Source organism: Candidatus Kosakonia sp. 282A-S69 (assembly GCF_029433855.1).
Classification (GTDB): Bacteria; Pseudomonadota; Gammaproteobacteria; order Enterobacterales; family Enterobacteriaceae; genus Kosakonia; species Kosakonia cowanii_A.
This window is the reverse complement of the sequence record NZ_JAROAU010000001.1, coordinates 760,567-775,577: the sequence shown is the minus strand read 5'-3', so window position 1 is coordinate 775,577 and position 15,011 is coordinate 760,567. Positions and strand designations below refer to the sequence as shown.

14 protein-coding genes are annotated in these 15,011 nt (G+C 59.5%); 9 read left to right on the top strand and 5 right to left on the bottom strand.

The window, feature by feature from the left end; all coding sequences use genetic code 11:
- Window positions 1-8: 8 nt before the first annotated feature.
- Together sbmA and PU683_RS03330 are read right to left on the bottom strand one after the other, a co-directional pair.
- Entirely contained in the window at window positions 9-1,229 is a 1,221-nt protein-coding gene (gene sbmA / locus PU683_RS03335) for a peptide antibiotic transporter SbmA (RefSeq protein ID WP_277170095.1), read from the bottom strand.
- 120 nt (window positions 1,230-1,349) lie between these two features.
- On the bottom strand, window positions 1,350-1,883 hold the full coding sequence (locus PU683_RS03330) for an isochorismatase family protein (protein WP_277170093.1): 534 nt from the start codon (window positions 1,881-1,883) through the stop codon (window positions 1,350-1,352).
- Between the two features lie 190 nt (window positions 1,884-2,073).
- On the opposite strand from PU683_RS03330, the gene ampH reads away from it, so the two are divergent.
- From ampH to PU683_RS03285, 9 genes are all read left to right on the top strand, one after another.
- On the top strand, window positions 2,074-3,231 hold the full coding sequence (gene ampH / locus PU683_RS03325) for a D-alanyl-D-alanine-carboxypeptidase/endopeptidase AmpH (protein WP_277170091.1): 1,158 nt from the start codon (window positions 2,074-2,076) through the stop codon (window positions 3,229-3,231).
- 119 nt (window positions 3,232-3,350) lie between these two features.
- Window positions 3,351-4,322 carry a porphobilinogen synthase gene (gene hemB, locus PU683_RS03320; protein ID WP_034812298.1) on the top strand — a complete coding sequence of 324 codons (972 nt, stop codon included), beginning with the start codon at window positions 3,351-3,353 and terminating at the stop codon, window positions 4,320-4,322.
- Between the two features lie 292 nt (window positions 4,323-4,614).
- On the top strand, window positions 4,615-6,333 hold the full coding sequence (gene olsF / locus PU683_RS03315) for a bifunctional ornithine lipid synthase OlsF (RefSeq protein ID WP_277170090.1): 1,719 nt from the start codon (window positions 4,615-4,617) through the stop codon (window positions 6,331-6,333).
- A 637-nt stretch (window positions 6,334-6,970) separates the two neighbouring features.
- Window positions 6,971-7,471 carry a hypothetical protein gene (locus tag PU683_RS03310; RefSeq protein ID WP_277170089.1) on the top strand — a complete coding sequence of 167 codons (501 nt, stop codon included), beginning with the start codon at window positions 6,971-6,973 and terminating at the stop codon, window positions 7,469-7,471.
- A gap of 10 nt (window positions 7,472-7,481) precedes the next feature.
- Window positions 7,482-7,931 carry a DUF421 domain-containing protein gene (locus PU683_RS03305; RefSeq protein WP_277170088.1) on the top strand — a complete coding sequence of 150 codons (450 nt, stop codon included), beginning with the start codon at window positions 7,482-7,484 and terminating at the stop codon, window positions 7,929-7,931.
- 57 nt (window positions 7,932-7,988) lie between these two features.
- The gene (locus tag PU683_RS03300; protein WP_277170087.1) at window positions 7,989-8,528 is read left to right on the top strand and encodes a 2-oxo-tetronate isomerase; all 540 of its coding nucleotides are present in this window, start codon (window positions 7,989-7,991) and stop codon (window positions 8,526-8,528) included.
- A gap of 85 nt (window positions 8,529-8,613) precedes the next feature.
- On the top strand, window positions 8,614-9,573 hold the full coding sequence (locus PU683_RS03295; RefSeq protein WP_277170086.1) for a D-2-hydroxyacid dehydrogenase: 960 nt from the start codon (window positions 8,614-8,616) through the stop codon (window positions 9,571-9,573).
- Window positions 9,574-9,679: 106 nt separating this feature from the next.
- Complete coding sequence (locus tag PU683_RS03290; RefSeq protein ID WP_277170085.1) at window positions 9,680-11,062, top strand: D-arabinono-1,4-lactone oxidase; 1,383 nt, start codon at window positions 9,680-9,682, stop codon at window positions 11,060-11,062.
- Entirely contained in the window at window positions 11,059-11,898 is an 840-nt protein-coding gene (locus PU683_RS03285; protein ID WP_277170084.1) for a glycosyltransferase family 8 protein, read from the top strand. Before PU683_RS03290 ends, PU683_RS03285 begins: the two co-directional genes overlap by 4 nt.
- Before the next feature lie 516 nt (window positions 11,899-12,414).
- On the opposite strand, the gene PU683_RS03280 is transcribed toward PU683_RS03285, so the two are convergent.
- Genes PU683_RS03280 through PU683_RS03270 form a run of 3 tightly spaced genes read right to left on the bottom strand, consistent with a single transcriptional unit; the run spans window position 12,415 to window position 14,997 of the window.
- Entirely contained in the window at window positions 12,415-13,194 is a 780-nt protein-coding gene (locus tag PU683_RS03280) for a heme ABC transporter ATP-binding protein (protein WP_277170083.1), read from the bottom strand.
- On the bottom strand, window positions 13,187-14,182 hold the full coding sequence (locus PU683_RS03275; RefSeq protein ID WP_277170484.1) for a FecCD family ABC transporter permease: 996 nt from the start codon (window positions 14,180-14,182) through the stop codon (window positions 13,187-13,189). The genes PU683_RS03280 and PU683_RS03275 overlap by 8 nt, the downstream gene beginning before the upstream one ends.
- Window positions 14,182-14,997 (bottom strand): heme/hemin ABC transporter substrate-binding protein, encoded by an 816-nt coding sequence (locus PU683_RS03270; protein WP_277170082.1) that lies wholly within the window; start codon window positions 14,995-14,997, stop codon window positions 14,182-14,184. Before PU683_RS03270 ends, PU683_RS03275 begins: the two co-directional genes overlap by 1 nt.
- Window positions 14,998-15,011 lie beyond the last annotated feature (14 nt).

Here is a 15,011-nt window from a genome sequence, read left to right as displayed (position 1 = left end):
TTCCTTTGTTAATGGCCATGAGAGGCGACAGGAACGAACTCCTGATTATCGACCTCACGCTCAAAACTGCGCAAACGTTTATAGATAGACATCAGCTCCACCAGCGTCGTCCATGAGGTGATTAAATACTGGAACGAGCTGCGCACCTGTTCAAAGACGTTAGTGATCTGCTGCATCAACCCGAAGGTAATCGCCCCCGCCGCCAGCGTCGGGAAGAGCATAATCAGGCCAAACACCGCGTCAACCTGCAGGTAGAGAATGCGCACGACGTTGAAATAGGTGTAGTGGAAATAGAGCCGGAAATAGTTGCGACGCACGGCGCTAAACAGCTCCGCCACCGTATGCGGTCGCGCGCGTTCGGCATCATCTTCACCATAGACCAGCTCTTTACGGTACGCCGCTTCGACGCGCTGATTTTTAAACTGCAGGCCGGGCAGCTTGATACCCACCACGCCGAGCACCAGCGTGCCAAACAGCGCCCAGCCGATGGCGGCAAACACCAGCCCGTAGGGAACATGCCCGATAAGCGGCAGCTCCGGCACATGGGGCGAGAGAACAATCAGCACCGGCAGAAAGGCAAAGAGGGTCATAATCGCATTGATAAAGCTGGTGCCCATATCCTCCAGCGTGCTGGCAAAGCGCATGGTGTCCTCCTGCACGCGCTGCGCGGCACCCTCAATATGGCGCAGCTGCTGCCAGTGCGCCATATAGTATTCGTTCATCGCCGTGCGCCAGCGGAAAACATAGTGGCTGACGAAGAAGTTATTCAGCACCGCCACCGTCACACCGATCAGCGCGATGCCCAAAAAGACGCCGCTGCCGCTGTAAAACTTCTCCAGCGGCACGGTATTGGGCGCGGTGAGCGCCTTTTGGATCAAATCATAAAAGGGCTGATACCAGGCGTTAATCGCGACGCTCACCTCCACCTGAAACCAGGTGACGAAGATAATCAGCGCGGTGCCGAGAATCGACCACCGCTGCCAGCGATGGGGCGAGTAGATAAACCAGAACGCGGCGAAGAGGCCGACGCAGAGCGCGTAGTAAGCGTAGAAGAGCAGAAAGTTGGGGCACCAGAAGCGCGCGGCGCTGATCGGCACCTCGTTCGATATGCCGGTCAGATGTAATAACCAGCGCTCGCCGCCTGCCAGCCAGAAAACAATGACGATAAGCGTCCAGATAAACGCCGAGGCAAAAAAAGGCGTCGGCCGGGGGAAAAAGGATCGAAACATGGGGCTCTCCTGGGTCTTTCTTATTCTTTACAACGTATGCTGTGTCACGCTCGCGGCCAGCGACAAAAAAGCGCCGCAGGTGCGGCGCTGGCTCGTTTAATCAGACCTCAGGTTAACCGTTTAGTGGCTTTGCCAGCCATAAACAATTGTATCGACACTTTTCACCTGCACCGGGTTGCCCGGCACGATGAGCGTGCGCCATACCTCGTTGTAGTGGTCGATAAGCGATGTTGCCTTTGCCGCCGCGCGATCAGCGGTGGTGTGCGCATCTTCCGCGACGGTGATAGCAAAGCCTTTGCTGACGCCGTTTTTCAGCGTGCTATCGACGCAGTAATCCGTCGCGCAGCCGCAGATGACAAAGCTTTCGATCGCCCGATCGCGCAGCAGCGCCTCCAGCCCGGTTTTGTAGAAGGCGTCACAGGCGGTTTTGGTCACGTACAATGCGTTAGCCGGCAGGGTTAACTCCGGCAACAGCGCAAAGCCTTCACTCCCCTCTTCCAGCCCGCCCACCTCGGCATGCTGGATAAAGATCACGGTCTCTGCCGCCCCTGTCAGCTGATTGATACGCGCGACGCACTGCGCGCGCTGATGACGCGGCGTGGCGAACACGCCATTTTGCATATCGACGACCATCACTACCCGTTGAGCAACCATTGCCTGCCTCCTGTTTGGCGAAAAACGGAGCTTATCACAGCCTGCGGCGGCGGCGGCTTGCAGAAAAAAATGCTCTTATTTACCTGGCGTTACGGATTAGGGCGAAACATTCCGCTTTTCGCCCCTTTGCAACGGCGCACAAGTAGTATAAATACGCTCTATCTTTCCCCCGTGATTAATGGATCATTCGTTGAAACGTTGTCTGCTTCTCTGTGCAATGTGGTGTGCGCTGGGCCTGACCAGCGCCCGTGCGGCGCAACAATCCCCCGACCCGGTGTTTGCTTCTGACATTGTCGATCGTTATGCCAACCATATCTTTTATGGCAGCGGCGCGACAGGCATGGCGATGGTGGTGATAGACGGCAACCAGCGCGTCTTTCGCAGTTTCGGCGAAACCCGTCCCGGCAATAATGTGCGCCCGCAGCTCGACTCGGTGGTGCGCATCGCGTCGCTCTCAAAGCTGATGACCAGTGAGATGCTGGTGAAGCTGCTCGATCAGGGCCGCGTGCGCCTTGACGATCCGTTAAGTAAATACGCCCCGCCCGGCGCGCGCGTCCCCACTTACCAGGGCACACCGATTACGCTTGTTAACCTGGCAACCCACACCAGCGCCCTGCCGCGTGAGCAGCCCGGTGGCGCAGCGGTGCGCCCGGTGTTTGTCTGGCCGACACGCGAGCAGCGCTGGAACTGGCTTGCCACCGCCACACTGAAAACCGCGCCGGGCACGCAGGCGGCTTATTCCAACCTGGCCTTTGATCTGCTGGCAGATGCACTGGCGCGCGCCGCGGGAAAACCCTATCCGCAGCTGTTTGAAGAGCAGATCACCCGCCCGCTGGGCATGAAAGACACCACCTTCACCCCGTCACCGGATCAGTGCAAGCGGCTGATGGTGGCGGAAAAAGGGGCCAGCCCATGCAACAACACGCTGGCGGCGATTGGCAGCGGCGGCGTCTACTCCACGCCCGGCGATATGATGCGCTGGATGCAGCAGTTCCTCTCCTCTGACTTCTACCAGCGCAACACCCAGGCAGACCGGATGCAGACGCTGATCTACCCGCGCGAACGCCTGACAAAAGTGGTGGGAATGGATGTGCCGGGTAAAGCCGACGCTCTCGGCCTCGGCTGGGTCTATATGGCACCAAAAGAGGGCCATCCGGGGATTATTCAGAAGACCGGCGGCGGCGGCGGGTTTATCACCTATATGGCTATGGTGCCGCAGCATAACGTCGGCGTGTTCGTGGTGATCACCCGTTCACCGTTAACCAAATTCACCAATATGAGCGACGGCGTGAACGATCTGGTGAGCGAGTTGAGCAACAATAAACCGCTGGCGATCCCCGCCTCCTGACGGGCCCAACAGGCAGACGCGTTGCCGTCTGCCTGTCGCTTAACGGCGATTTTGGTAAAACAGGGGGTTATATTTTCGGCTACAATGCCGCCATCTGTTCCATAAATATCAGGCATATCATGACCGATTTAATCACCCGTCCCCGCCGTCTGCGTAAAACACCTGCGCTACGCGCGCTGTTTGAAGAGACAACACTGAGCAAAAACGACCTGGTGTTGCCGATCTTTGTTGAAGAAGAGCTGAATGATTACCAGGCGATCTCCGCGATGCCCGGCGTGATGCGCATTCCGGAAAAATATCTCGCCCGTGAAATTGAGCGTATTGCCAAAGCCGGTATCCGCTCGGTGATGACCTTTGGTATTTCACACCATACCGATGACACCGGCAGCGATGCCTGGCAGGAGAATGGCCTGGTGGCGCGCATGTCGCGCATCTGTAAAGAGACGGTACCGGAGATGATCGTGATGTCCGATACCTGTTTTTGTGAATACACCTCGCACGGCCACTGCGGCGTGCTGTGCGAACACGGCGTCGATAACGATGCAACCCTGCTGAACCTTGGTAAGCAGGCTGTGGTTGCCGCGGCAGCCGGGGCTGATTTTATTGCGCCATCGGCAGCGATGGATGGCCAGGTGCAGGCGATCCGCCAGGCGCTGGACGCGGCGGGCTTTAAAGACACCGCCATCATGTCCTACTCCACTAAGTTCGCCTCCTCCTTCTACGGTCCGTTCCGTGAAGCAGCGGGAACCGCGCTGAAAGGCGATCGCAAAACCTATCAGATGAACCCGTTGAATCGCCGCGAAGCGATCCGCGAATCGCTGATTGATGAAGCGCAAGGCGCCGACTGCCTGATGGTTAAACCGGCGGGCGCGTACCTCGATATCCTGCGTGATATTCGTGAGCGCACCGAACTGCCGCTGGGCGCATACCAGGTGAGCGGTGAGTACGCGATGATCAAATTCGCCGCTCAGGCGGGTGCGATCGATGAAGATAAAGTGGTGATGGAGAGCCTCGGTGCCATCAAACGCGCAGGCGCGGATCTGATCTTCAGCTACTTCGCCCTCGATCTCGCCGAACGCGGCCTGATTTGATCCTCAACTGACGCTCTACCTCGTAGGCCGGATAAGCGTAGCGCCATCCGGCATTTCATCGCGCGTACCCATGCCGGATGGCGGCTTGCGCCTTATCCGGCCTACACGATTCGTGGCCCGCTTTACCGTATGTTCGCCTGCCCTGCCTTTGTAGGCCGGATAAGCGTAGCGCCATCCGGCATTTCATCGCACGCACCCATGCCACAATAAATGCTCATAACGTCATTGTAATGAAATGTAAGCGTCATCTTCTCCCGCTACTGTCAGCGGCAAGACGGGAGGAGAAATCGCCATGTTTAGTCTCGACAATGTACTTGAGGATCTCTGGCCGCAGGCCAGACCGGCCCCCTGGCAAAAAAACCTGCTCAGGCGCCTGCTTTACGAACAGGAGTTCCAGCAATTCGCCGCCCAGCACCGCCATCTGAAAGGGCTGGATATGGTGGAACATGTCCTCGACCATCTGCAAATTCGCTGTACCATCCCCGCTCACTGCCTTGAACAAATTCCCGAACATGGCCCGCTGGTGATCATCGCCAACCACCCGACCGGTACGCTGGATGGGCTGGCGCTGATGTATGCCGTTTCGCGCGTACGCCGCGATGTCAAAGTGGTCACCAACCGCATGCTGACCCACCTCGAGCCGCTGAGCTCGCTCTTTATCCCGGTGGATAATATCGGCGGTCGTACCACCAAAGCCTCCCTGCAGCAGATGGAAAATCAGCTGCAGGGAGGCGGCGTACTGATCTTTTTCCCGGCAGGCGAAGTGTCACGCCTGACCCGCAAAGGCATTCGCGATAAACGCTGGCACGCCGGGTTTATCAAGCTGGCAAATAAGTTTCGCGCCCCGCTGCTGCCGGCATGGATCGATGCCCGTAACAGCGCGCTGTTTTACGCCAGCACCCTGGTCTCAGACACTCTGCCGTTGCTGCTGTTGATGCAGCAGATGTTCCGTCGCCGCAACAGTAGCCTGCCGATCACCCTCGGTCAGCGCATTCCCTGGGAGAACTGGCACACCACCGCCCTCGCGCCGCGCGAGCTGGCCGAGAAGTGTCGCCAGCATCTTCTGTGTCTTGGCAAGGGAGTGCCCGGCACGTTCAAGACCGAATGCGCCATCGCCCGCCCGGAAGACAGGGCCGCCCTGCGCCGCGAACTGGGCCGCGCCGAGTGCCTCGGGCATACGCCGGATGGCAAAATGATCTATCTCTGGCAGCGCAACGGCCAGGAGGATGCGCCGCTGCTGCGCGAACTGGGGCGGCTGCGCGAGATCGCTTTTCGCGCTGTAGGTGAAGGGAGCGGCAAACGGCGCGATACGGATCGCTACGATGACCACTACCTGCACCTGATCCTCTGGGATGATGCCGATCTGGAGATTGTCGGCGCCTACCGCTTTATGCCCACGGCGCAGCTTATCGCCGAACAGGGCCCGGAGGGACTCTATAGCCACAGCCTTTTTCATTACGATGCGCGCATGACAGAAGTGCTGCGCGAAGGTATTGAACTGGGACGCAGCTTTATTCAGCCGCGCTACTGGGGGCGTCGCGGGCTGGATTACCTCTGGTCGGGCATTGGCGCTTATCTGGCACGTTATCCGCAGTACCGCTATCTCTTCGGCCCGGTCTCCATCTCCGGCGGCCTGCCGCCCGCGGCGCGCGATCTGCTGATCGCCTTCTATCGTCTCTGGTTCCCCGCCGCCTGGCCGCTGGCGTCGTCGCGCCGCCCCTGCCCCGCTACGCTGCCGGAGGTGCTGGCGCAATTTACCGGTGAGGATTACACCGAAGATTTGACGCGGCTGAAATCGCTGCTTGGCAATCTCGGCTGCGGCATTCCCCCGCTCTATAAACAGTATTCCGAGCTGGGCGAACCCGGCGGCGTGCAGTTTATCGACTTCGGCAGCGATCCCGATTTCAACAACTGCGTCGATGGTCTGGTGCTGGTGGATTTGACGCGCCTGAAGGCGAACCGTTACGAGCGCTATATCGGGGTGCATCAGCTGCAGCAGAAAGCGGGGTAAGCTCCTTGCCGGATGGCGCTGGCGCTTATCCGGCCTACAAAACGACAGCCGCTGAAACGGCGTAGGCCTGATAAGGCGAAGCCGCCATCAGGCAATCGGTGCCGCAGTGATAATACCGGATGGCGCGTAAACGCTTATCCGGCCTGCCAAAACGTACCTACAGCGACACCTTCATTGCGTTTACCTACGATTTCACAGCGAGGGGGTTGTGTCCCCGCTGAAATCGGCGAACCGAAGCGTGAATGACAAGGTCTGGACGCCATGGATGGCGGACAGAGGCGAACCGAGACAGGGACTCGTTCCAGAATGGAACGAGTAAGTCGAGTCGAGCCGGCCGCAGTCAGGCTCGCGGGAGGTGAGCGCAGTGCGCAGCACCGATTTCCTCGCGGGGCCGCGGGGATTGACAAGGGGGGAGCGGTCCCCCCCTTGTCCCGTTCACCGCATAAGAGATGAATGAAACTCCCCAGCGTCCGGTGAACGGAATCACTCCACCGAGGCAACATGCCCCCCATTGCCGGATGGCGCTACGCTTATCCGGCCTACGGGATCGGAGCGGCTTCATTACCGCATGGCCGCCGCCATCCCCCCGCCTCATCTACACTCTTTATGTGGTTTGCACCGACACCGTGGAGGAGAGATGGAGAAGAAGTCGCACCGCTATCCGGTCGCTGACAGCCCGTTCTGGCTGCATGTTGAAACAAAGGTGCAGCGCATTGGCTCTGTAATACTGTTTGCAGTAGTGATCGCCGGGCTGCTCGGCCTCTTTTCCCAGGGGTGGCTCAGCGCGCGAAGCGCCCAGAGCACGGATGGCAAACTGACGGTGCAGTATGACCGCTATGCCCGTCTGCAAAGCGATATCGATATGCAACTCACCGCCCACGCCGCAAACGAACGCCGCACCGTTTTTATCCTCGGCGGCAACTTTATGCAGGATTTCGAGATACGCACCCTGCAACCGCAGCCGGAAAAGATGACCAGCCAGAACGGCGAACTGGTGCTGGAGTATGCCCGCCCTCATCCCGACAAGCCCTTTACCGTCTGGCTCGGGCTGACGCCGCAAACCCCCGGCAGCAGCGAGTTGCACCTCTCGTTAAATGACACCACCCAGGTGGCGGTGAAACAGTTTATCTGGCCCTGAGGAGACGGCGATGGATATGGTGTTACGCGCGGTAGCGATTTATCTGGTGCTGATGGTGGTGTTTAAAATTGCCGGTCGACGCGCCTTATTACAGATGACCTCCTTTGATCTCATCTTGCTGCTGATCATCAGTGAAGCGACGCAGCAGGCACTGCTCGGCAACGACTTCTCCGTCACCGGCGCGGCACTGACCATCATCACGCTGGTGGTGGTGGATATTCTGTTTGGCAAGCTAAAAAAGTATGTCAAAGGGGCAGAAAACTTTATCGATGGCACGCCGGTAGTGCTGGTAGAGAACGGTGAAATGCTGCCGGATAAGATGCGCGAAGCGGATATCTCCCGCGCCGACATTATGCTCTCGGCGCGCAATAACCAGGGCATTGTCGATCTCGCAGAGATTAAATTCGCCATTCTGGAACGCAATGGTCATATCTCGATCATTCCGAAAAATTCGCCTTAAAAGTGCGCTGCTATACTTTTGCCAGGCAGAATTTTCTTTCGGATGGAAGGGAGTGATATGAAGAGTGAAACTACCACCGCGTTACAAAGTGAGCACGTCGCCCCGCTGCTAAAGCTTGAGATTAGCGATCTGGCCGACAGGCTTGGCACACTGCTGTGCGATAAAAACCTGCGCGTGGCCACCGCCGAGTCCTGCACCGGTGGGCAGATCGCCACCGCCCTCTGCGCCTGCGAAAGCACGCCGGAGTTTTACGGCAGCGGGTTTATCACCTTTACCGATGAAGCGAAACAGACGCTGCTGCGGGTGAAAAAAGAGACGCTGGCGCGCTGGACGGCGGTAAGCCAGCAGACGGCTTTTGAAATGGCGCAAGGTGCCTGCGAGGCCAGCCATGAGCCGGTGAGCATTGCCGTTACCGGCTACACCGGCCCCGACGGCGGGGAAGATGGTACGCCCGCCGGCACCGTGTGGTTTGGCTGGGGTCTGCCGGATAGCGCGCCGGTCACCGTTAAATGCCACTTCGAAGGCGACACCACAGCGGTGATTGAGCAGGCGGTCAAATATGCCCTCGCAGGCGTGATTACGCTATTAAGTGATTGATAGCAATTTGCTTCTTATGTGCGAATGCCGGACGATAGGGTCCGGCTTTTTTATTGCGACACTTTGATGAGCGAATGGGGAAAAAATGAACATAGTTGTGCTGGATGGCGGCCTGCTTAACCCCGGCGATCTTAGCTGGGATCCACTGCATGCGCTGGGCAAGGTAACGGTTTATGACACCACCCCAGCCGATGAAGCCGCGCAGCGTCTGCGCGAGGCGGATATCGCCATTACCAATAAAGTGGCATTTAGTGAGGCGCTGCTTGCCCGCTGCCCGCGGCTCAAATGTATCGCCGTCACCGCCACCGGCTACAACATTATCGATCTTGAGGCCGCCCGCGCCCGGAAAATTGTGGTGGCGAATATGCCAACGTACGGCACCGCCACGGTAGCGCAATTTACCACCGCGCTGCTGCTGGCGCTCTGCAACCGCGTCGGTGAACACGACGCCGATGTGCACGCCGGCGGCTGGAGTAAGGCAGAAAGCTGGTGCTACTGGCTGCAACCGATGGTCGAACTGGCGGGAAAACGCGTCGGCATTATTGGTTATGGCCGCATCGGCCAGGCGTTCGGCGCTATCGCTCAGGCGATGGGCATGACGGTGCTGGCCTACTCTGCCCGCTCGCGCCCGCTGCCGGAGAGCGCGCAGCTGCGCTATGTCGCGCTCGATACCCTCTACGCCGAAGCGGATGTTATTAGCCTGCACTGCCCGCTGACGCCGCAGACCAAAGGGATGATTAACCGTGATGCGCTTTCGAAGATGAAGCCCAGCGCGCTGCTGCTGAACGCCTCGCGCGGGGATCTGATTAACGAAGCGGATCTCGCCGCCGCGCTTAACGAAGGACGTATTGCCGGGGCGGCGGTTGATGTGCTGAGCAGCGAACCGCCCAGCGCAGATCACCCGCTGCTGAGTGCGAAAAACTGCATCATCACGCCACATATCGCCTGGGCATCCGTCGATGCGCGCGGGCGCATTCTCGCCACCACGGTGGAGAATGTGCGGGCGTTTATCAATGGCGAACCACAAAATCGTGTCGATCAGTAGCCTCAGGATGGCCAAATCGCACGAAAATAAGCGACACTCGTCACACTTTTACATGATGAGCTACGCTTGTTAAATCATTACAAAAATATTGCGCAAGGAGATGCCAATGACAACGATACAGGCTCTTTTTCCACCTCGTCTGCCACAGCAAACCTCTGATGAGAACGTAATTGTAAACTGGGCGAAGAATGCCACGCTGGCCCCCGTTCAGGCCGTTGAAACACCGGAAAACGAAGCCCGGTTGCAGCAGATCATTGCCGCCGCAAAGGGGCGAATCCGCGTGATGGGTAGCCGCATGTCGCCGGGCAGAATGCTGAAGTTAAGCGAGCCGGGCGATACGCTGATTGATCTCTCGCGCCTGCGCGGTGTGCTGGCAGTCACTGACGAGAGCGTCACGTTTGCCGCCGGTACCGTGCTGCATGAGGTGTTTGAAACCCTCACCAGCATGAACCGCATGCTGCACGCTTCGCCTGGCGTGATCGATTCACAAACCCTGGCGGGAGCCATTTCGACCGGCACCCACGGCCAGGGTATGGGGCAGAGCTCGCTGGCTGATGAAGCGCTCTGCATTCGCCTGATTGATGCCCACGGCGAAGCGCATGATATTGAGCGAGACAATCCAGCCTTTGACGCCGCGCAGCAGGCGCTCGGCACCCTCGGCGTGATCACCGCGGTGACGCTGCGCACCCGCCCCTCCACGCTCTACACCTGCTTTAAGAGCGCGGGCAACGCCGATAACCTGGCGGAAGATCTGATCGCCTGGAATCAGGAGTGGACCTTCAGCAAAGCGTGGTGGTTCCCGGATGAGAATAAGGTTCACACCTGGAACGCGCGCGAAGCTAACCCCGACGAGCAGGCACTGTGGCATGCCAACCACGGCGAGCTGGTCGAGATGGAGGAGACCGACGAGCAGATGAACGCCACGGTGGATAAAACCCTGGCACAGATGCGCGATGACACCCGCATTGTCGATGAGAACGGCAAACCGTTTCGCACCGTTACCCGCTTTAAAGACTTCACGGATGTGATCGGCGATATCTACCAGGTCTTCTGCCGCGGCATCGCCACGCCGCAGATCAATATTGAGATCGGTATTCCGATGTCGCGCGTTGCAGCGGTGATTGCGCGCATGAAGGCGTGGCACAGCGAGTCGCAGCCGCATATGCACTACCCGATTATTCTGCGCTGCACCGGGGCCTCCAGCGCCTGGCTTAGCCCGGCAGGCGGGGAACCGACCTGCTTCTTCGGTTTTGTCGTCTATTACGCCGAGGATGGCTCGCTCTCGGAAGAGGGAACCGCCTTTTTACGGGCTGCAGAACAGCTGCTCGCTGAAGAGGGCGGCAGACCGCACTGGGGCAAATATTTTGATCCCTCCCTCTACAACTGGTCGACGCTCTATCCGCAGTTTGCGGCGTTTAAAGCCGTGCGCCGCCGCTTCGATCCTGAAGGGAAGTTTATGAACCGCTTTATGGCCGAGGTGCTGTCATGAGCGCCGCATTCGCCTGGGTAACCTTATTAACGCAGCCGGGCTACCTCCCCGGCGTGGAAGCGCTGCAGCGATCGCTGCGCGACAGCGGCTCGCCGTGGCCGCTGGTGGTGATGGTGACGGAGAGTATCGATGCCGCCACCCGCCAGCAGTTGCAGGCGCAGGGGTGCGAAGTGCGTGAAGTGCCGATCGTCGGTCCGAATCCTGCCCTTGCCCATCGCTACGCCAATGCCCGTTTCGCCGAGGTGTGGAGCAAGCTGGCGGTCTGGACGCTGACGGAGTATCAGCGCGTCGCGTTTCTTGATGCCGATATGCTGGTGGTGCAGAACATGGATGAGGTGTTTGAACTGCCGCTCGCTAAAGGGACGCTTGCCGCCTGCCACGCCTGCCGCTGCAATCCAAACCACATTGCTACCTACCCCGATAGCTGGCAGCCGGATAACTGCTACTACAGCTGGGTTAAGGATGCGCAGATGAACGCCGCGCCACCCGCCCCGGTCGATAACTATCTGAACGGCGGTTTTCTGGTGCTGACGCCGGATCGCGCCGTTTATGACATGATGATGGCCAGGCTGGCGGCGAAAGAGGATATCGCCGAGTGGGTCTTCGCCGAGCAGGATTTTCTCAACGAGGTGTTCCGCGACCGCTGGCTACCGCTACATTATGGTTATAACGCCCTGAAAACCCTGCCGAAGCAGCATCCGCAGATGTGGGATCTTTCGCGGGTGAAGAATATCCATTACATCATCGACAAGCCGTGGGACAAATACCCCGAGCCGGGAGATACCTATTACGATCTGCATAAACTGTGGTGGCAACATGCGCATGTTGAAGCGTAAGTGGTGAGAAATAAACCGTAGGCCGGATAAGCGTCAGCGCCATATGGCAATATCCCCGCAACACCATTGCCGGATGACGGCTGTGCCTTATCCGGCCTACCAAACCGCGCTTTCAGCGATACCGGTGCGGTTTTTATCTGCAATATGACAGCGAGGGGGTTGTGTCCCCGCTGAAATCGGCGAACCGAAGCGTGAATGACAAGGTCTGGACGCCATGGATGGCGGACAGAGGCGAACCGAGACAGGGAGCGAGTCCCGTAGGGGCGAGCAAGTCGAGTCGAGCCGGCCGCAGTCAGACACGCGGGAGGTGAGCGCAGTGCGCAGCACCGATTTCCTCGCGGGGCCGCGGGGATTGACAAGGGGAGCGCGGCCGCTTCCCTTGTCCCGTTCACCGCATAAGAGATTAATGAAACGCCCCAATGCATGGTGAACGGAACAATACCACCAAAGCAACATGCCAGGCCCATCGCCGGATGGCGCGTACCGCTTATCCGGCCTGTGCCGTTTCAGCCCCCTCTAAACCGACAAAAATAGCTGTGGCGTTACCCCATCCGGATGCGTCGTAATATGCACCTGCGCGCCATACCACCTGGTGATAACCTCCGGTTGCAGCACCTGCTGCGGTGTCCCCTGCTCCACTATCTTCCCCTTATGCAACAACACAATGCGATCGGCCCACAGCGCCGCAAGGTTCAAATCGTGCAGCACCACGCAGACATGTAGCCTGGATCGCTGCGTCAGGGATTTAAGCAGGCGCAGCAGCTGCTGCTGATGGTAGAGATCGAGCGCCGAGGTCGGCTCATCCAGAAACAGCCACCCCTCCGGTGCGCCGTTGCGCCAGAGCTGCGCCAGGCTACGTGCCAGTTGCACCCGCTGCTGCTCGCCGCCCGACAGGATGGCAAAGCGGCGTCCAATCAGCGTTTCGCAGCCGGTTAAACGCATCACTTTGCGCACGATATCGCACGCATGCCTCTCTCCCCACGGCGCACGCCCCATCGCCACCACCGACTCTGCGGCCCACTCCACCCCCAGAGCGTGATGTTGCAGCATCACCGACCGGTAGCGCGACAACGCCTGTGAAGGCCAGGCGGCAAGCGATTTTCCCGCCAGCGAACAGACGCCGCGCGAGGGGGGAAGAAAGCCGGTCAGCAGACGCAGCAGGGTCGATTTACCCGCGCCGTTGGGGCCAATCAGCGCCACCATTTCGCCAGGCGGTAGCGTGAGGGAGATATCATCCACCAGCCGCCGCTGGCCGACCGTGAATTGCACCTGGTGGGCAATAAAACCGTTATCCATAGCGCGCACTCCGCTGACGAAAAATGAGCCATAAAAACCACGGCGCGCCGAGCAGGCTGGTCAGTAAGCCGACCGGCATCTCGGCAGGCACCACCAGCGTGCGGGCGACGGTATCGGCCAGCAGCAGCAGGCTTGCCCCCGCCAGCAGCGAGCCGGGTATCTGGTGTTGATGATCGGGGCCTAATGCCATGCGTATCAGATGCGGAACCACCAGCCCGACAAAACCGATAATGCCGCTGATGGCGACAGAGGCCGCTACCAGCAGCGCGCTGCAGAGCAGCAGCAGCCGCTGCAAGCGCCGCACATCAACGCCCAGATAGTGCGCCTCCTCCTCGCCGAGTTGCAGGAGATTGAGCTGTTTCGCCACCCGCCAGATACCGAGCATGGCGGGCAGGATCAGGGTCGCCGTGACGATGAGCGTCGGCCACTGCGCCTGTCCGAGACTGCCCATTCCCCACTGCGAAAGCTGGCGCAGCTGCGCATCGTTGCTGATCCACGCCAGCACGCCGACACCCGCGCCGCAGAGGGCGTTGATGGCAATCCCCACCAGCAACAGCCGCGACAGCGCGCGCTCGCCCCCTTTGCTGAGCAAAAAGATCGCCACCATCACTGCAAGGCTGCCGATAAACGCAGCAACCAGCGGGGCATAGAGGGCAATCAGCACCGGTACCGACAGCGGCAGCACCAACCAGCAACCCACCATCAACGCCGCGCCGCTGCTGATGCCAAGCAGCCCCGGGTCCGCCAGCGGGTTGCGAAACAGCCCCTGCATAACGCAGCCGGCGAGCGCCAGCGCCGCGCCGATAAGCAGCGCCAGCAGCACGCGCGGCAGGCGAATAGTGAACCAGATCTGCCGCAGCGCCTCATCACCGCTGTGCCACAGGCTGGCAAGAGAGATATTCATCGCGCCCTGCGTAGAGGCGAAGAGCGTGAGCGCCGCCGTCAGCAGCAAGAGTCCCCACAGGACTCGGGAAGCGGCACGGGTTATCACGGTAGCTGCTCCGCTTTTTTACGCAGCTCCAGTAGCGCCTGCGGGGTACGTAGTCCAAAGCCCAGCAGCGCGACCTCATCCACAATCAGCAGCTGTTTGTTGCGTCCGGCAGGCGTTTGCGCAAGGCCCGGCAGGTGCCAGATGTTCTCCTCGCCGCCCAGGTGCTTTACGCCGGCGGCTGAGATAAGCACCAGATCCGGCTGGCTGGCGATCACCCCCTCCTGCGACATCGCGCGGTAGTGGGAAAAGCCCTGCATGGCATTATTAAGCCCGGCCGCCTGGATGGCGCCATCCGCCGCCGTCTCTCTTCCCGCCACCAGCGTGCCCATGCCGCCGTGGCTGAGGATATAGAGCACCTTTTTATCCAGCGGCGAGGTGGGCAGCGCGGCGATCTCCGTCGCCAGCTTTTTGCGCACTGCCAGGCTCTCTTCGTTTTTGCCAAGGGCACGGGCGATCACCACCACTTTTTTATCGATCTCTGAGAGCGTATACCCGCCCGGCACCGGCACTATGTAGACATCGTTATTCTGTACACTTTTCAATACCAGCGAGGGCTGCGCCTGGCTGCTCGCCAGCACGATGCTGGGCCGCAGCGACAAAATGCCCTCCGCATTCAGCTGACGAACATATCCAACATTCGGCAACTGCTTGACCTCGGCAGGCCAGATGCTGGTGCTGTCGCGCCCGACCAGCTGGCTCTGCGCGCCGAGGCCATAGACGATCTCCGTAACATCGCCGCCAAGGGCGACAACTTTTGGCTCAGCCGCCACCAGCAGGGGCAGCGTCAACAAGAGCAACATGGCTCTTTTCATACTTCGGCCCTCCA